This is a genomic window from Candidatus Methylobacter oryzae, from assembly GCF_003994235.2.
Classification (GTDB): domain Bacteria; phylum Pseudomonadota; class Gammaproteobacteria; order Methylococcales; family Methylomonadaceae; genus Methylobacter_A; species Methylobacter_A oryzae.
Genome location: NZ_RYFG02000009.1, coordinates 98,111 through 114,048, shown reverse-complemented (window position 1 = coordinate 114,048; position 15,938 = coordinate 98,111). Strand labels below are relative to the sequence as shown.

Below are 15,938 nucleotides of genomic sequence, written 5' to 3'. Positions count from 1 at the left end.
CGGTCGGGCGCGAGATGACGGCACTGCTGTTTATAGAATCAAGCCGCGAGCCTGAAACATCAAACGACTAAATGACAAAACGGTATCAGCGAGGATAATATATTCAACATGATGCCCAGCACTTCCCTCAATATGAACAAAATAGCTTTCACTGCCTGCCCAGAGTGCGATTTATTACTCAAACCAGCCAGCCTTAGTGTTGGCGACAAGGCACATTGCCCGCGTTGCGGCTACCTGATACAACGGCCCCGCAAACAAAGCATCGAGCGTACTTTCGCGCTGTCTCTTGCCGGCTTGATATTGATGTTCCCGGCTAATTTAATGCCGTTAATCGGTATCAGAATGCTGGGCGGCGCTAAAGACGGTACATTGTGGTCGGGCGTCGTCGCACTGTTTGAAGAACACTTATGGGGCGTTGCTGTGCTGGTATTTTTATCCAGCGTTTTATTTCCATTGCTGAACGTTATTTTATCTTTACTGATCAGCTCCCATCTTTATTTTAACAAGCCGCATAGACACTTGGCCCATTGGATGCGCTGCTTGCAGCACATCGATGAATGGGCAATGCTGGAAGTTTATATGCTTGGGATTATTGTCGCCTGCGTCAAACTGTCCTCCACGTCCGAGCTTAAATTCGGCTTCGGGCTCTATGCATTCATTGCCTTGCTGATCGTAACCGGCATGCTGGCAAGCAGCCTGGATAAAATACAGTTCTGGCGGCAAATCGAGCAATTGAACAGTAAAAATAGGCTATCGGATGATACCGGCCTGATAAGCAAACACTGATTAAAGCGATGCCCGATAAAGAATATATCTATTTTTTTATTCACCACGAAGACACGAAGTTTTTGTTTTTTTCGTGCTCTTCGTAGTGAGAGAAAATGCGTAATTCGGGTATGCTCATTTCATGCAAACGCGGCTTCAGCTATCCGGATATTCTCAAAACGTCATCTAATTCAGCATCATCCGTGATATATTGTCGAATTGAGTAGTTATAAATGAAATCCAAGAAGTCCGCCCTGAATCAAGGCTTTATTCGTTGTCATGAGTGCGGCTGTTTATCGAAACAGACCGATAAATACAGTCACTGCCGGTTATGCGGTAACCGCTTGCATACAAGGCTGCCTCATAGTTTCCGGCGCACCGCCGCATTGTTGTTGAGTGCTTTCTGTTTATATATCCCCGCCAATATTTTTCCTATCATGACTATTACCCGCTTGGGCGTCGGCGAGCCGCACACGATTATAGGCGGCATCATTGCATTAATTAACGGCAACATGATGCCGATAGCCTTGCTGGTGCTGGTCGCCAGCATTCTCGTGCCGTTGTTAAAACTACTGGGGCTCGGCCTGTTATTACTGAACGTTCATTATCGCTGGCAAGCCCATGCAAAAAAATGGACGATCATGTACCGGATTATCGCTTTTGTAGGCCGCTGGTCGATGCTGGATATTTTTATGATCTCGATTCTTGTATCTTTGGTTGACATGGGCGGTGTGGCGCAAGTTATTGCCGGCCCCGCGGCAACGGCTTTTGCGGCTGTTGTCGTACTGACCATGCTTGCCGCAAAAAATTTCGATCCACGTTTAATATGGGATAATCAGTATTCAAATGAGTAATTTTATCGATCCCGATGTGTCGGAAGTGACCATCAATAAAAAAACCGAATTGCCGTTAGTATGGTTTCTGCCTTTAATCGCGCTACTGGTCAGCGGCTGGCTAATCGCTAAATCTTATAGTGAAAAAGGCCCGGTCATCACCATCAGCTTCCCTACCGCGGAAGGTCTGGAAGTGGATAAAACCAAGATTAAGTATTTGAATGTGGAAATAGGCAAAGTCACTGCCATATCGATCAGCGACGACCTGAAAGCCATCCTGATCACTGCGCAAATGAACAGTTCTGCCGCCTCTTATTTAAATAAAGATACCAGCTTCTGGGTAGTAAGGCCCCAAGTGGGCCTGGGCGGTATTTCAGGACTCGGCACACTGCTTTCCGGACCTTATATAGCCATCAAGCCCGGCAATGACGGCGCCAAGGAACATCACTTTGTCGGACTTAACACGCCGCCCTTGCTAAAGAACGATGCCGAAGGCACCCACTTCATCCTGGAAACCAATAACCTCGGATCGATGAGGCCGGGAACGCCGATCAACTTTCACGGCATAACCGTCGGCGAAGTCCTCAGCCACAAGTTATCCGATGAAGCCAATGCGATACGCTTGACCGTCTTTATCAACAAACCTTACGACCAGTTCATCAGGAAAAATACCCGCTTCTGGATAGACAGCGGCGTCGATTTATCCGCCGGCGCCGACGGTTTTAAAGTCAGGACCGGACCCTTGATTTCGCTGTTAAGCGGAGGCATTGCCTTTCGCGCTTCGGCGGAAGACACCATTGAAAATATCCAGCCTGAAAATACCATTTTTCCGCTTTACGATACCTATGAGCAATCGACCCAAATTGTTTACCAGAACACGTTAAAATACGTCATGTATTTTAACGGCTCGGTGCGCGGATTGACTGTAGGCGCGCCGGTACAATTACGGGGCATCCCCATCGGCAAGGTTACCGACATCAATCTGGAACTGGATAAGAAGACCGCTGAAATTCACATCCCGGTCACCGTCGAACTGGAAACGGATCGCATTAGAGAAATCAATAACGACAACAACATCAGCGATAAAGATATTATGACGCAGCTGATTAACAAAGGCCTGCGCGCGCAATTACAAACCGGCAGCCTGCTGACAGGGCAGCTGTTGGTCGATCTTGATTTTCATCCGAAAAGCAAGATTGTGTTAAGCGATAATAAAAGCGTTTATCCCGAATTCCCGACCACCGCCAGCTCGCTGGATCAATTTACCCATTCCGCTAATATCATCATGGATAAAGTTGCCAAATTGCCGCTGGAAGATTTAACCGCTGAAGCCAATAAAACGCTGCAATCATTACAAGACACCTCGAAAGCGGCCAAAGGCATGCTGAACACTGCCCAAGGCACATTGAATACCGCCGATAAAACCATGGGCTCAGCACACCAAGTATTGAGCATACTGGAGCCCGGCTCTACCACTCATTATGAACTGGAACGCCTGCTACAAGAACTAACCCAAGCGGCAAGTTCGGTCAAACAACTGACCGACTATCTGGAACAAAATCCCAATTCATTAATTCGCGGCAAAAAAGAACAGTAACTATGGCAAATCAATTCTCAAAACGGTTAATCTTACTGTCGGCTTGCACCCTGCTCTCCGCCTGCGGTTCAACGCCGCCCACCCATTTTTATGTGTTGGAAGCGCTGAGCGAGGCGCCTTTATCCTCAACGCCAACAGCAAAAAAACGCCAAATCGGCATCGGACCGATATCCATACCGACGTTGCTTGAGCGCAAACAAATCGTCACCCGATTACCGGATAACAGTGTAACAATCGCCGAATTTCATCAATGGGCATCGCCTTTAAAAGACAATGTCGCGCAAGTCCTAACTCACAATCTGGCATCTTTGCAAACCAATGACCTGATCCGGACTTATCCTTGGAGCGCATACGGAGTCGTTGATTACCGCGTCGTCATCGACCTCATCAGATTCGACACTCGCTCTGAGCAAACCGTTAATCTCGAAGCCAACTGGTCGATAATGGACGAAAAAAACCGTACTTTGCTTGATAACGGCCACACCAAGATTGAACATCAACTGGATGACTCATCCTACCCGTCTACCGTTAAAGCGCTCAGCAAAACGCTTAGCGAATTCAGTCAGGAATTATCTACCGCATTGGGCAAGCTAAAGTAGTCTCTCCTGTCAAATAGGCTTTGCGGGTACAGTTCAGGCTATTTTATTCTTGGATTTACTTAAGAAATCCTTTAAAATTAAACAACATTGGGATGTTAGCTCAGTTGGTAGAGCAGTGGACTCTTAATCCATGGGTCCAGGGTTCGAGTCCCTGACGTCCCACCAATTAAATCAAAGGCTTAGATTATTTTCACTAAGCCTTTTTATTGCTTGTAGTAAATTTGTCACGTTCATTTTTGAGTTGCCGGCATAGCCTTCGAGATGTTTGCAGGAAAAATGAGCATACTTGAGCACCATTTCCAGGCTTGTCCAGCCGCCCAATTCTTTCAAAACATGCAATGGCGTTCCATTTTGCACATGCCAGGTTGCCCAGGTATGCCGTAAATCGTGCCAGCGGAAATCCTTAATCCTTGCCCGGACCAATGCCTTTCGCCATGCGTGATTATTTGCTCGTGTCACCGGCTGGCCTTCATAGGTATCGGCCGGCAAGTGACTCACCCAACGCAACACGCTCAGGCCAATCTTCAGCTGCCCACCCAGTATCACAATAAACGACATAGACACCCTTTAGTTCGTGCTCAGCCCGCCGCTCTTAACTTAAAAATTGGATCACGAAGGCAGTAGCTGCGGCTGCTGTCCTGGAAGTCCAAGTGGCTGACTTTTTGCCCCTTCAAAATCATCGCCAAAGCAGCGCCGGCCAAGGACTGGATGGCGGGGAGTGTTGGAGCGGCCATTACGCCACCCCAGTTAATGCTTTAATTTCGGAGACGGACCAAGCAAGCCCAACTTCTAAGTGTCTGTGGTTTTCGATTCAGATAATGTGCGGCAGCATCGGTCGAAACCGTCGGGCTGGTGACCTTATCCAGCGGGGAAAATTGATTTGTAACTGCTTTCATTTTGTAACCTTCATCTGTGTTGAGAAGGTTACAATTTATTCAACTTGCTAACTCTGAAACGGTGGCTTGGCTTAAAATGTGTTAAATCGGGTCAAAACCTTTTATTCTGACTTGGGTGTGGTGTAACTCTTCCATCTTCCATTAAAATTTATTTTGGTTAATGTTAATTCGGCCATCTTTAAGCAATTTTCGCCTCTGTCTTTGCCTGTTGTTATTCCATAGCCATCAGGCGGTGATGCCCATAGTTTCGACCATGCTTGCGCTTTAGTCGGAATAGTCCCATTTTTGTTAAAAAAGTCTTTTGTCATAGCGTCAATAACTTCAAACCAATCATCTATCTTTTTTGGGATATTTAATAGTCCTGAGAATTCAATATCATTGCTATTAAGTTGAATATTTTTTGTGTTTGCCGGCTCTACGTCGTTTCGGTTGCACGCGCCATCAACCACCATATCAGGGAAAAGTTGATCATCATAGTTAGCAGTTTTTTGACTACCCCACCCCGACGGCGCCGCAATAACACTCAGCTCTTCTTTTAATTTTCGAGTCTCCGCCCAATGTTCGTCTTCAAGACGCTTGGCTTCCTGCTCACGTAATTCCAACTCTTGCTTGGTTCTCTGCTCCCGAAGCAAATTTCTCATATACTCTCGAGTGTCCATTACACACCGCCATAAGCTATTTCATTTAATACTTCGTCCGGATGCCGGGTTAAACATAGTCATCTATTAAGCAGCCTCTTGTCGATGATGCACGGATAATTTCAGTCCAGCCGCACTCATTACGGCCAGGAATGTTTTAATCGTGGGGTTTCCTTTCGGGGACAGGGCGCGATAAAGAGTTTCTCGTTTAATTCCGGCGCGTTCTGCTACAACTGTCATGCCTTGCGCTTCTGCAATGTGTCGTAAAGCTGATAGTAGAGCTTCCCGGCCTCCTTGTTCGTCTGCTTCATCTAATGCTGCGGATAGATATTCGTCTGCAAAACTGGGATCTTCCCGCAATAATTCGATAACGGTTTGGTCGTGGGATCTTGAAGCTTTATTCATTATGCGGCCTGTCTATCAAGTGGCCTGATATTCGGGCGTGGTTGCTGCTCAGCTTGCCATAAATCCCATTGTGTTTGCATACCCAGCCAAACATCGGGAGATATGCTAAGCCATGCCGAAAGGCGTAAGGCCATTCCCGCCGTTATTCCGGCCTTACCGTTCAGCACCTTGGAAAGCGTGACGCGGGAAATCTGCAATTCTTTTGCCGCCCCTGTTACCGTCATACCTTCCGGTAGCCATTCCCGCAATACTTCGCCGGGGTGTGCTGGATTGTGCATTTTGCTCATATTCAATCATTCCTGCTGGGCGTTAGCAGCATGAGGTATTTCAGCTGGTTTAACGTTAGGTCGCGGTTTTTGCCTTGCTTGCCAAAGGTCATATTCTGCCTGCATTCGCACCCAACTTTCGGCGGTAGGGCCATTCATCCAAGCTTCAAGACGAATCGCCATATCCGCACTGATAGCCGCGCGCCCATTAATAACGCGAGACAAAGCAACACGGGACACGCCAAGCTGTGCGGCGGCTTCTGTTACGCCAATACCCAGCTCGGGTAAAACGTCTTCTTTTAAAATACTGCCCGGATGTGGCGGATTAAACATAGTCATATAAAACACCTGTTAATGATAGTCTTGATAATCGACCAATATTGCATCTTCACCTTCAAAAGTGAAAGTGAGTCGCCAATTGCCGTTTACTTTTACGGCCCAATGTTCGGCCAGTTCACCTTTTAATTGATGTAGTTTCCAGCCTGCAACATCCATTTCAAGTGGGGCTTTGGCGGCGTTTAGCAACATCAATTGCCTCGCCAGTTTTGCCTCGTGTTCTGCTGGAATGCCAGCTTTTGAACCAGTTTCAAAAAATTGTTGAATGCCTTTATGGCGGAAACTCTTAATCATAAAAAATTGTATCTCGATGCTTTACGCTTTACAAACAATTTATTTAACAACTCGTAAATTTTGAATGCCCTGCACTGGCACAAATTCAACTCCGGCTTGCTCCAGCATCCATGCTTCAATTTTTATATGCCACATCCGCAACAGGTCGAGCGGCCGACGAATATAGTTTTGTTCCCGAACTCCTTGCGGCTTATGGTCTTGGATCTGTGCCGCAATCCCGGCCGGTGTTTCTGTCCATTCGCTTAATGTTGCAAAGCTTCGGCGTAGGCCGTGCAGAGTCATATCAAGCCCTGCGACAGCACAAGCTTGGTTATGGGCCTTGCGTGGCTCAACCAGCCGGCCAGATGCGGCGGTACGGGCTTCCTCCTGCGCCTTTTCAATACTCCATGCGCTAACCTTCTCAATCGTAATTCGCATTGACTGACCTTTAACTTTTGACTGGAAAATGTATCGCTTGGCTTTTGTGTCAGGTGTAGCTCTTATACCTAACCCCGGCACTTCAGCGCACCAAAGGAAAGATTGTGCCTTGTCTTCTTCGCATTTGAATTTTTCGATTCGTCCAGCTGTCAGTTTTACCTTTGCCATATTGCCGTCTTAATTTTTGTAACCGTTTTGTAACCCAAATTACAGTATAAAGCGGAATATCAATCAACATAACAAACCAGAGAACTATAGATAAGATATTGAATTTAATAAAATAACACTGATTTAAAAATAACAATCAACACAGATAAATACCTAGTTTTTAGGACTTTTAATCCATGAGTCCAGTGCTCGAACCACTTAATAAAATACCAATAAAATCAATGCGTTATGTGTTTTTTTACCGTAAAGCCTTTTTTGTTTAGTGAAAAATCACCTTTCACGCGCAGATTCCATCGTCTTTTCGGCATGCCCCATACCCCTTCCGATATACGAAAAGCTGCGCAATATTAATTACTCCAAAGAAAACCACGCGCTAATCGATCGGCGCTTTGAAAAATGGCTGTTGAATCTGCGTTAGCACTGATTTTCCGCTCGGGAAAACCAACAGTAGCGGTCCCCCCATTGGCTGCATAAGGGTTCCGGCAGCCATTCGACCTATCTAACTGTTAGCCGGTAAACCTGCTCGCATAACTGGCTGAGTCCGCGTTCTTTAAAATGCGGCTCGCGTTCGAGAATATCTTCGTTAGCCAACAATTCGACCTCACACCAGGACTGATAAAGCTTTTCGATTTCTTCGCCTTGCACGCTGAAGGGCGGCCCCGGCATTTGATGCTGCGGATAATCGAAAGCCACAAGCAGCATTTTTACGCCCGGCGTTAGCAAGGCAGACAGATGCGACACATAGTCAACGCGCATTTCATGCGGCAACGCCACCAACGAAGCGCGATCATAAACGGCGTCGATCTTGCCCAGATTCTCAGACCGCAAAGCAAAGAAATCGCCGCAGAAAATTTGCAGGCCGTCGCATTCGCCGATCAAGAAGTCACCTTGACGACTCAACGCCGGTTGCAAGCCGTTCTCGGAGAAAAACGCCTCGACCGCCAGCGGGCTTAATTCGACCCCTACGGTCTGATAGCCTTGCGCCAGCAGCCACAGCATATCGTTGCTCTTGCCGCACATAGGCACAAATACCCGGCTATTCGGCTCGACGCCTAACTTTGGCCATTGTTGCTGTAAATGCGGATTGATTTCGTCGCTATGAAAACCGATTTGATTTTGCTGCCAGCGCTGATGCCAAAATTCATGCTGCATTCGATACCCCTGTTATTTAAGATTATTAATGCGCCGTACCCAAACAATAAAACCATAAGCCTGCAGGTAGTGGATAAAAGCCGGAGCTCTGGAGCCGATTCTACCGTATTTTATGGCCCGTTGCCGGTCGGGTATCGTAAAGATTATCGGCCGAATTGTGTCTCGGAGTAGCGCTTGCCGCATACGTATTCTTACCGATACTCATCTTTAAGCAATCCGGCTACAATTCTTCTGCAAGCTCATCTCCATCTTGCAAAATGAGCGGGACGATAGGTCAGAATAAAATACCCACTAGCAAGTTGACGGGAAATATGACCAGCTGAATGCAGACCAGTTTATTGAGTCCCGATTTCATCCATTCACCTTGACGCTAAAAACGACCGCAAGGCAATATATTTCCCCCTTGATCTTAACTAGGCTTACTTCGGAGGGGTTTTAGATGGCTGTTCTTTCGTTTCCCTAGTCCGCTGGATTAGTCCCCGGCAATCGCAGTCCTTCCCAAGGCCTAATTCGATAAACGGTAAATGGCAACTACCGGAGTCAGAAAAACGCCCAGTACTACAGTGCTGGGCGTCCAAGACGATATGCCTGTAACTTCAACGCCTGCGGACCACTTGATAAGGCCGTGCCATATAGCCCACCGGAACGCTCCAAACATGTACCAAACGGCTAAACGGAAAAACCAAAAATAAAGTCTGGCCTAGGAATAAATGCAATTTGAAAATAAAACCAATCTCGCTGAGCTGATCGGCCGCGCCGCTCTTAAAAGTCACGATGCGTTGCGCCCATTCCGCCAGCAACAGCATATTGGCGCCGTCGTAATGATAAAGCGAAAAAGGCAGGGTCAACAGTCCCAGCACCAGCTGTACCGCGATCAATAACAGAATGAAAATATCCATCCTACTGCTGGTTGCGCGTATCCTCGGGTCGGTCAGGCGCCGGCGCACCAGAATGATAATGCCTTTTAAACAAACGCCTCCGAAAATACCGCCGGCAACGACGGCAAGGATTTGTTTGGCCGATGTCGACAAACCCAGCGTATGATAGACATCGGGCGGCGTCAACAAGCCGACGAAATGGCCGACGAACAGCAACAGGATGCCGACGTGAAACCAATTGCTGCCCTGCCTCAACTCGGCGGCGCGCAAAAACTGGCTGGAGCCGGTGCGCCAGGTATATTGGTCGCGGTCGTAACGCGCCAGGCTGCCGATCAAAAATACGCTGATCGCGATATAAGGGTAATAGCCGAATAGTAAGGTATTAAGGTAATCCACGATGGCCTCCTTCTATAAAGAACGGTTTTGCGCTTTGGCGAATTGATCGCGCGGCGTGATTGTAATCGGGCTAACGTCGGCTGCTTGGCTTTGGCAATTATTTCCGGCGCCCATGAAACTGACGGCTTCCTCTTCCCAAATCCGGTCCATGTCGGTCAAGGTCCGATCTTCGCCTTCGGTCGCGGCTTGAAGGCGAATATCGTCCAATGCTTCCGGTTCGCCGGCAAAACCGGCCAACGCATCGAAAACGGCATGGTAATCGTTGCCTCGTTCTTTTAACCTTGCACCGAGCAAACTCAATACCGGCATCGCATCGCGCAATAAATCCACCGCTTCGTCTTGTTGCTGCTGCGACAGAAACTCCAAAAATAACGGGATGTAATCCGGCAATTCATGCGAGGATAATTCAAGGCCGCGCGCTTCGTACATTTGCAGCAAATCGACCATCGCCTGCCCGCGATCACGCGATTCGCCGTGAACATGCTCGAAAATATGCAGCGACAGGAAGCGCCCTCGGTCGAACAAAGCCACATATTGCTCTTGAAGATCGAGCAAATCGGCATTTCGAAACGATTCGATCAACGTCAATACCGCTTGTTGATGCTGTTCTTGCAGCAATTTTTCCCGTTCGACGACCGCAGCCATTTCATCCAACGCGGTAAGCATTTCCGCTTCGGGGTAACTTAGCAGTAGAGATAAAACTTTTAATGTCAGCATAAGTCTAGAAGATTAATGATTCACCACGAAGACACGAACGACTGCACGGATGCAGACATTTGCCGGAAACACCGGCTTACTACGGCCTACATCTGTATTTCCATACCAGCACAAAAGTTCTTCGTGAACTTCGTGTCTTCGTGATGAAATGTTTTTAATTGAAGCCATAAAAACCGACTTTATTTTGTCGCTTCGACTTTAATCGGAATTTTGATCGGACTGCCGCTACCGCGTTGCGCTTTCTTGTTGCCGCCGAACAAATTGATGCCGCTATTGCCGGTAGAACAACCGCTGCCGAAACTGAAACCGCAACCGCCCTGCTCGCCGTAAGCGTCGAACGTGGAGCTGGCATATTCGCGGTGGCTGGTCGGAATCACAAAACGGTCTTCGTAACTGGCAATCGCCATATAGAGGTACATTTCTTCAATTTGCAGTTGGGTCAAACCCACGCGTTCCAATACATCCCCATTAATCACGCCGTCAACACTAAGGCTACGCATATAAGAACGCATCGCCAACATCCGCTCCAGACCTAACACGACCGGTTCTTCCTTGCCCGCCGTCAGCAGATTGGCCAAATATTTGACCGGAATACGCAATGACCGAACATCCGGAATATCGCCGTCCATGCCGATTTGCCCGCTCTCTGCCGCCGATTGCACCGGCGATAACGGCGGCACGTACCAAACCATCGGCAAAGTCCGGAATTCCGGATGCAGCGGAAACGCGACTTTCCAGTCTATCGCCATTTTATAAACCGGCGATTGCCGAGCCGCTGTCAGCCAAGATTCAGGAATACCCGCTGCCCGGGCTTCGGCAATGACGGCTTCGTCGAACGGATCGAGAAAAATATCCAGTTGCTGTTGATATAAATCCTGTTCGTTTTCGCAGCCGGCCGCCGCTTCGATCCGGTCGGCGTCGTACAACAGCACGCCTAAATAGCGGATACGGCCGACGCAGGTTTCCGAGCACACCGTAGGCTCCCCCGCTTCGATACGCGGATAACAGAACGTGCATTTTTCCGATTTTCCGGTTTCCCAGTTGTAGTAGATTTTCTTGTACGGGCAAGCCGAAACACACATCCTCCAGCCGCGGCATTTGTCCTGGTCGATCAGCACGACGCCGTCTTCCTCGCGCTTGTAGATCGAACCACTCGGGCAAGCCGCAACGCAAGTCGGATTCAGGCAGTGCTCGCACAGGCGCGGCAAATACATCATGAACGTGTTTTCGAATTCGCCGTAAATGTCTTTTTGAATGCTGTCGAAATTGACGTCGCGCGAACGTGACGAAAATTCGGTGCCGAGGATTTCCTCCCAGTTCGGGCCGCGTTCGATTTTCTCGATGCGCTCGCCGGTGATCACCGAATAAGGCCGTGCGGTCGGCGCAGCTTTCGACTGTTTGGCGTTATGTAAATGCTGGTAATCGAAATCGAACGGCTCGTAATAATCGTCGATTTCCGGCAGGTCGGGATTGCAAAAAATGTTACGTAATATCCGGCGCTTGCCGCCTTGGCGCGGCTCGATTTTGCCGTTGATTTTGCGTATCCAGCCGCCGTTCCATTTTTGCTGGTTTTCCCATTGCTGCGGAAAACCGATGCCGGGTTTGGTTTCGACATTATTAAACCAGGCATATTCGACGCCTTTGCGCGAGGTCCAGACGTTTTTACAGGTTACCGAACAAGTGTGGCAGCCGATACATTTATCGAGGTTCAACACCATGCCGATTTGTGCGCGGATGTTACGCGGCTTTTTGGCTTGATTAGTCATTTACGCCCCCTGTTCTGCATCTTGAGTAGGCTCGTCATCAAGCCAATCCACTTTATTCATTTTGCGTACAATCACAAACTCGTCCCGGTTCGACCCGACCGTGCCGTAATAATTAAAGCCGTAACTTTGCTGGGCGTAGCCGCCGATCATATGCGTCGGTTTCAGCGTCGCCCGGGTCACCGAATTATGGATGCCGCCGCGCGTGCCGGTCACTTCCGAGCCCGGCGCATTGACGATTTTCTCCTGGGCGTGATACATCATGCACATGCCTTCAGGAACGCGCTGACTGACGACCGCCCTGGCGACCAATGCGCCGTTGACGTTGTAGGCTTCGATCCAATCGTTATCTTTAATGCCGATTTTCGCCGCGTCGATTTCGCCCATCCAGACAATCGGCCCGCCGCGCGACAAAGTCAGCAACAACAGATTGTCCGAATAAGTACTGTGAATGCCCCATTTCTGGTGCGGGGTGATGAAATTCAACACCAGCTCGTCGTTGCCATTCGGCTTTTGGCCCAGAATCGGCGCAATGGAACGGGTATCGACCGGCGGTTTGTACACGCATAAAGTCTCGCCGAACGCCCGCATCCAGCTATGGTCCTGGTAAAACTGCTGGCGGCCGGTCAATGTGCGCCACGGAATCCTCTCGTGGACATTGGTGTAGCCGGCGTTATAACAGACTTGCTCGGATTCGAGGCCGCTCCAGGTCGGCGACGACACGATTTTGCGCGGCTGCGCCTGCACATCGTGAAAACGGATTTTGTCGTCTTCTCGCGAGCGCGCCAGATGGGTGTGATCTCGCCCGGTCGCCTTGCTTAACGCAGCCCAGGCTTTGACCGCAACATGGCCGTTGGTTTCCGGCGCCAGCATCAGGATCACTTCGGTCGCGTCGATATCCGATTCAATGCGCGGCAAGCCTTTGCTGATGCCTTCCTCGGTCACCAAGCGGTTCAGTTCGCCGAGCTGCTTGACTTCATCCTCGGTATTCCAACTGATGCCTTTGCCGCCATTGCCGACCTTGCTCATCAACGGCCCGAGCGAAGTGTACATTTTATAGACGTTCGGATAATCGCGCTCGACCACGACCAAATTCGGCATGGTTTTGCCCGGCACCGGCTCGCATTGCTTTTTCTTCCAGTCCTTGACGTCCAGCGGCTGGGCCAATTCCGCCGGCGTATCGTGCAAGATCGGCACGGCGACGATGTCTTTTTCAACGCCTAAATAACCTACGGTCAGCTCCGAAAATTTCTTCGCGATGCCTTTATAAATATCCCAATCCGAACGCGACTCCCAAGCCGGATCGACGGCTTTCGACAACGGATGGATAAACGGGTGCATATCCGACGTATTCAGGTCGTTTTTCTCGTACCAGGTCGCGGTCGGCAAAATGATGTCCGAATACAGGCAGGTCGTGGACATCCTGAAATCCAAAGTCACCAGCAAATCGAGCTTGCCTTCGGCGGCTTTGTCGTGCCATTCGACTTCAGAAGGTTTATCGCCGCTGTCGCCCAAATCCTTGCCTTGCACGCCGTGCTGCGTACCCAGCAGATATTTCAGGAAATATTCATGGCCTTTGCCGGACGAGCCCAGCAAATTGGAGCGCCAGACAAACATATTACGCGGAAAATTTTGCGGGTTGTCCGGGTCTTCGCAGGACATTTTCAGTTTGCCGCTTTTGAGAGACTTTACGGCATATTCGATCGGGTCTTGTTTGGCTTTTTCCGCATCCCGGACCACTTGCAACGGATTGGTTTGCAGTTGCGGCGCGGACGGCAGCCAGCCCATGCGCTCGGACCTAACGTTAAAATCGATCAGGCTGCCCTGCCAGTCTTTCGGCTTGGCCAGCGGCGATAGGATTTCATCGACTTTCAGTTTTTCATAACGCCACTGGCTGGTGTGGTTATAGAAAAACGAGGTGCTGTTCATCTGCCGGGGCGGACGTTTCCAGTCCAGGCCGAACGCCAGCGGCAACCAGCCGGTTTGCGGCCGCAGCTTTTCCTGGCCGACATAATGCGCCCAGCCGCCGCCGGACTGGCCGATACAACCGCACAGCATCAGCATATTCATGATGCCGCGGTAATTCATGTCCATGTGATACCAGTGATTGATGCCCGCACCCAAAATGACCATTGAGCGGCCTTGGGTTTTTTCGGCATTGCGCGCAAATTCCCGCGCTACCGCAATGACGTTTTGCTGTTTAACGCCGGTGATTTTTTCCTGCCAACCCGGCGTGTACGGCACGTCTTGATCGTAAGACTCGGCAACGTTTCCGCCGCCTAAGCCGCGGTCAATGCCGTAATTGGCAACCAGCAGGTCGAATACCGTAGCCGCTAAAACCTCGCTGCCGTCGGCCAGGGTAATTTTTTTAACCGGCACATTACGCACTTGAATCGCATCGTGAACGGAATGAATGAAATGCGGATGCTTGGAACCGCCGAAATACGGAAAACCGACGCCGGCGGCATCGTCTTTGATATCGATCAAGCTCAATCGCAAACGGACTTCCTGGTTGTCGGCGGTTTTTTGTTCGATATTCCAACGACCTGTTTCGCCCCAACGGAAACCAATGGAGCCGCACGGCGGAACGATCCGGTCGTTGATCTCGTCGTACGCGACGGTTTTCCAGTCGGGGTTATTGTCCTGGTCCAGTTGGCCGGAAAAATCCGAAGCCCGTAAAAAGCGGTCCTGCACATAGTAGCCGCCCTGCTTTTTCAGCAGAACTAAAAACGGCAAGTCGGTATTTTCGCGTACGTATTGATTGAAGTAGGGGATTTGCCGTTCGACATGGAACTCTTTCAAAATCACGTGCCCGATCGCCATCGCCAGCGCGGCGTCGGTGCCCTGTTTCGGATGCAACCACAAATCGGCGAATTTGCTGGCTTCCGAATAATCCGGGCTGACCACGACGACTTTGGTGCCTTTATAGCGCGCTTCGGTCATGAAATGGGCGTCCGGAGTCCGGGTTTGCGGCACGTTCGATCCCCACATCACCAAAAAGCCGGCGTTATACCAATCCGCCGATTCCGGCACGTCGGTTTGCTCGCCCCAGGTTTGCGGCGAGGCCGGCGGCAAATCGCAATACCAGTCGTAAAAACTCATGCTGACGCCGCCGAGCAGAGACAAGTAACGACTGCCGGCCGCGTAAGACACCATCGACATCGCCGGGATCGGCGAAAAGCCGATAATCCGGTCCGGGCCGAAAGTTTTTGCGGTGTAAATATTGGCTGCGGCGATGATTTCGTTGACTTCGTCCCAACCGGCGCGAACCAAACCGCCCAAGCCACGCACCGATTTATAGCCGGTGGCTTTTTCGGGATTTTCGACGATAGACGCCCAAGCTTCGACCGATTCCAAAGTCTGCCTGGCTTCGCGCCATAACTTCAGCAAGCGTCCGCGAATCAGTGGATATTTAAGGCGGTTCGCGCTGTACAGATACCAGGAATAACTGGCGCCGCGCGAGCAGCCTCGCGGCTCGTGATTCGGCAGGCCGGGCCGGGTGCGGGGATAATCGGTTTGCTGGGTTTCCCAGGTCACCAGCCCGTTTTTAACATAGATCTTCCAACTGCAGGAACCGGTGCAATTGACGCCGTGTGTGGAACGCACGATTTTGTCGTGCTGCCAACGCGACCGGTAGCTGTTTTCCCAGCTTCGGTCCTCATTGGTTACGACGCCGTGATTACCGGAAAAAGTATCCACTTTTTTCTTGAAAAACAGTAAGCGATCCAGGAAATGGCTCATAAGATTTACCTAAATTATTTTGCTCTAGAAAAAATAGAACACGGATGACGCGGATTGGACGGATTAAACGGATTTTT

Annotated in this window: 17 protein-coding genes and 1 tRNA gene; 5 read left to right on the top strand and 13 right to left on the bottom strand. The window is 49.8% G+C overall.

All coding sequences use genetic code 11. The features are described from left to right. Positions 1 to 132 precede the first annotated feature (132 nt). The 5 genes from EKO24_RS01510 (at position 133) to EKO24_RS01490 (ending at position 3,959) form a co-directional block, all read left to right on the top strand. Positions 133 to 786, top strand: coding sequence for a paraquat-inducible protein A (locus EKO24_RS01510; protein WP_127027346.1), 654 nt, complete (start codon positions 133 to 135; stop codon positions 784 to 786). Positions 787 to 998: 212 nt separating this feature from the next. Further along, on the top strand, positions 999 to 1,619 hold the full coding sequence (locus tag EKO24_RS01505) for a paraquat-inducible protein A (protein WP_127027347.1): 621 nt from the start codon (positions 999 to 1,001) through the stop codon (positions 1,617 to 1,619). Continuing rightward, the gene (locus tag EKO24_RS01500; protein ID WP_127027348.1) at positions 1,612 to 3,195 is read left to right on the top strand and encodes a PqiB family protein; all 1,584 of its coding nucleotides are present in this window, start codon (positions 1,612 to 1,614) and stop codon (positions 3,193 to 3,195) included. Before EKO24_RS01505 ends, EKO24_RS01500 begins: the two co-directional genes overlap by 8 nt. A 2-nt stretch (positions 3,196 to 3,197) precedes the next feature. After that, positions 3,198 to 3,794, top strand: coding sequence for a PqiC family protein (locus EKO24_RS01495; protein ID WP_127027349.1), 597 nt, complete (start codon positions 3,198 to 3,200; stop codon positions 3,792 to 3,794). 89 nt (positions 3,795 to 3,883) lie between these two features. Further along, a tRNA-Lys gene (locus EKO24_RS01490) sits at positions 3,884 to 3,959 on the top strand. 6 nt (positions 3,960 to 3,965) lie between these two features. Here EKO24_RS01490 and EKO24_RS01485 read toward each other — a convergent pair. The 13 genes from EKO24_RS01485 to EKO24_RS01425 all read right to left on the bottom strand — a co-directional run bounded on the left by EKO24_RS01485 (position 3,966) and on the right by EKO24_RS01425 (position 15,861). After that, positions 3,966 to 4,352, bottom strand: coding sequence for a tyrosine-type recombinase/integrase (locus tag EKO24_RS01485; protein WP_127027380.1), 387 nt, complete (start codon positions 4,350 to 4,352; stop codon positions 3,966 to 3,968). 20 nt (positions 4,353 to 4,372) lie between these two features. Further along, entirely contained in the window at positions 4,373 to 4,528 is a 156-nt protein-coding gene (locus tag EKO24_RS22760; RefSeq protein ID WP_154671566.1) for a hypothetical protein, read from the bottom strand. A gap of 263 nt (positions 4,529 to 4,791) precedes the next feature. Then, on the bottom strand, positions 4,792 to 5,331 hold the full coding sequence (locus tag EKO24_RS01475; protein ID WP_127027350.1) for a hypothetical protein: 540 nt from the start codon (positions 5,329 to 5,331) through the stop codon (positions 4,792 to 4,794). Positions 5,332 to 5,415: 84 nt separating this feature from the next. After that, positions 5,416 to 5,733 (bottom strand): addiction module antidote protein, encoded by a 318-nt coding sequence (locus EKO24_RS01470; protein ID WP_127027351.1) that lies wholly within the window; start codon positions 5,731 to 5,733, stop codon positions 5,416 to 5,418. Then, a complete protein-coding gene (locus tag EKO24_RS01465; RefSeq protein WP_127027352.1) occupies positions 5,733 to 6,020 on the bottom strand; it encodes a HigA family addiction module antitoxin in 288 nt (95 codons plus the stop codon). The genes EKO24_RS01470 and EKO24_RS01465 overlap by 1 nt, the downstream gene beginning before the upstream one ends. A gap of 6 nt (positions 6,021 to 6,026) precedes the next feature. Then, a complete protein-coding gene (locus EKO24_RS01460) occupies positions 6,027 to 6,338 on the bottom strand; it encodes a HigA family addiction module antitoxin (protein ID WP_127027353.1) in 312 nt (103 codons plus the stop codon). Positions 6,339 to 6,350: 12 nt separating this feature from the next. Then, positions 6,351 to 6,629: a type II toxin-antitoxin system RelE/ParE family toxin gene (locus EKO24_RS01455; protein ID WP_127027354.1), complete on the bottom strand. Its 279-nt coding sequence runs from the start codon at positions 6,627 to 6,629 to the stop codon at positions 6,351 to 6,353. A gap of 39 nt (positions 6,630 to 6,668) precedes the next feature. Beyond that, positions 6,669 to 7,214, bottom strand: a complete 546-nt coding sequence (locus EKO24_RS01450; RefSeq protein ID WP_127027355.1) for a site-specific integrase — start codon at positions 7,212 to 7,214, stop codon at positions 6,669 to 6,671. A gap of 495 nt (positions 7,215 to 7,709) precedes the next feature. Continuing rightward, positions 7,710 to 8,366 (bottom strand): thiopurine S-methyltransferase, encoded by a 657-nt coding sequence (locus EKO24_RS01445; RefSeq protein ID WP_127027356.1) that lies wholly within the window; start codon positions 8,364 to 8,366, stop codon positions 7,710 to 7,712. Positions 8,367 to 8,962: 596 nt separating this feature from the next. Next, positions 8,963 to 9,640: a respiratory nitrate reductase subunit gamma gene (gene narI / locus EKO24_RS01440; RefSeq protein WP_127027357.1), complete on the bottom strand. Its 678-nt coding sequence runs from the start codon at positions 9,638 to 9,640 to the stop codon at positions 8,963 to 8,965. A 12-nt stretch (positions 9,641 to 9,652) separates the two neighbouring features. Continuing rightward, the gene (gene narJ, locus EKO24_RS01435) at positions 9,653 to 10,357 is read right to left on the bottom strand and encodes a nitrate reductase molybdenum cofactor assembly chaperone (RefSeq protein ID WP_127027358.1); all 705 of its coding nucleotides are present in this window, start codon (positions 10,355 to 10,357) and stop codon (positions 9,653 to 9,655) included. 179 nt (positions 10,358 to 10,536) lie between these two features. Next, on the bottom strand, positions 10,537 to 12,123 hold the full coding sequence (gene narH / locus EKO24_RS01430; protein ID WP_127027359.1) for a nitrate reductase subunit beta: 1,587 nt from the start codon (positions 12,121 to 12,123) through the stop codon (positions 10,537 to 10,539). After that, positions 12,124 to 15,861, bottom strand: coding sequence for a nitrate reductase subunit alpha (locus EKO24_RS01425; protein WP_127027360.1), 3,738 nt, complete (start codon positions 15,859 to 15,861; stop codon positions 12,124 to 12,126). Positions 15,862 to 15,938 lie beyond the last annotated feature (77 nt).

Bases quoted from the DNA above. Each gene is read 5' to 3' on its own strand.
- EKO24_RS01510 (WP_127027346.1), top strand. From the start codon at position 133: ATGAACAAAATAGCTTTCACTGCCTGCCCAGAGTGCGATTTATTACTC.
- EKO24_RS01505 (WP_127027347.1), top strand. From the start codon at position 999: ATGAAATCCAAGAAGTCCGCCCTGAATCAAGGCTTTATTCGTTGTCAT.
- EKO24_RS01500 (WP_127027348.1), top strand. From the start codon at position 1,612: ATGAGTAATTTTATCGATCCCGATGTGTCGGAAGTGACCATCAATAAA.
- EKO24_RS01495 (WP_127027349.1), top strand. From the start codon at position 3,198: ATGGCAAATCAATTCTCAAAACGGTTAATCTTACTGTCGGCTTGCACC.
- EKO24_RS01485 (WP_127027380.1), bottom strand. From the start codon at position 4,352: ATGTCGTTTATTGTGATACTGGGTGGGCAGCTGAAGATTGGCCTGAGC.
- EKO24_RS22760 (WP_154671566.1), bottom strand. From the start codon at position 4,528: ATGGCCGCTCCAACACTCCCCGCCATCCAGTCCTTGGCCGGCGCTGCT.
- EKO24_RS01475 (WP_127027350.1), bottom strand. From the start codon at position 5,331: ATGAGAAATTTGCTTCGGGAGCAGAGAACCAAGCAAGAGTTGGAATTA.
- EKO24_RS01470 (WP_127027351.1), bottom strand. From the start codon at position 5,733: ATGAATAAAGCTTCAAGATCCCACGACCAAACCGTTATCGAATTATTG.
- EKO24_RS01465 (WP_127027352.1), bottom strand. From the start codon at position 6,020: ATGAGCAAAATGCACAATCCAGCACACCCCGGCGAAGTATTGCGGGAA.
- EKO24_RS01460 (WP_127027353.1), bottom strand. From the start codon at position 6,338: ATGACTATGTTTAATCCGCCACATCCGGGCAGTATTTTAAAAGAAGAC.
- EKO24_RS01455 (WP_127027354.1), bottom strand. From the start codon at position 6,629: ATGATTAAGAGTTTCCGCCATAAAGGCATTCAACAATTTTTTGAAACT.
- EKO24_RS01450 (WP_127027355.1), bottom strand. From the start codon at position 7,214: ATGGCAAAGGTAAAACTGACAGCTGGACGAATCGAAAAATTCAAATGC.
- EKO24_RS01445 (WP_127027356.1), bottom strand. From the start codon at position 8,366: ATGCAGCATGAATTTTGGCATCAGCGCTGGCAGCAAAATCAAATCGGT.
- narJ (WP_127027358.1), bottom strand. From the start codon at position 10,357: ATGCTGACATTAAAAGTTTTATCTCTACTGCTAAGTTACCCCGAAGCG.
- narH (WP_127027359.1), bottom strand. From the start codon at position 12,123: ATGACTAATCAAGCCAAAAAGCCGCGTAACATCCGCGCACAAATCGGC.
- EKO24_RS01425 (WP_127027360.1), bottom strand. From the start codon at position 15,861: ATGAGCCATTTCCTGGATCGCTTACTGTTTTTCAAGAAAAAAGTGGAT.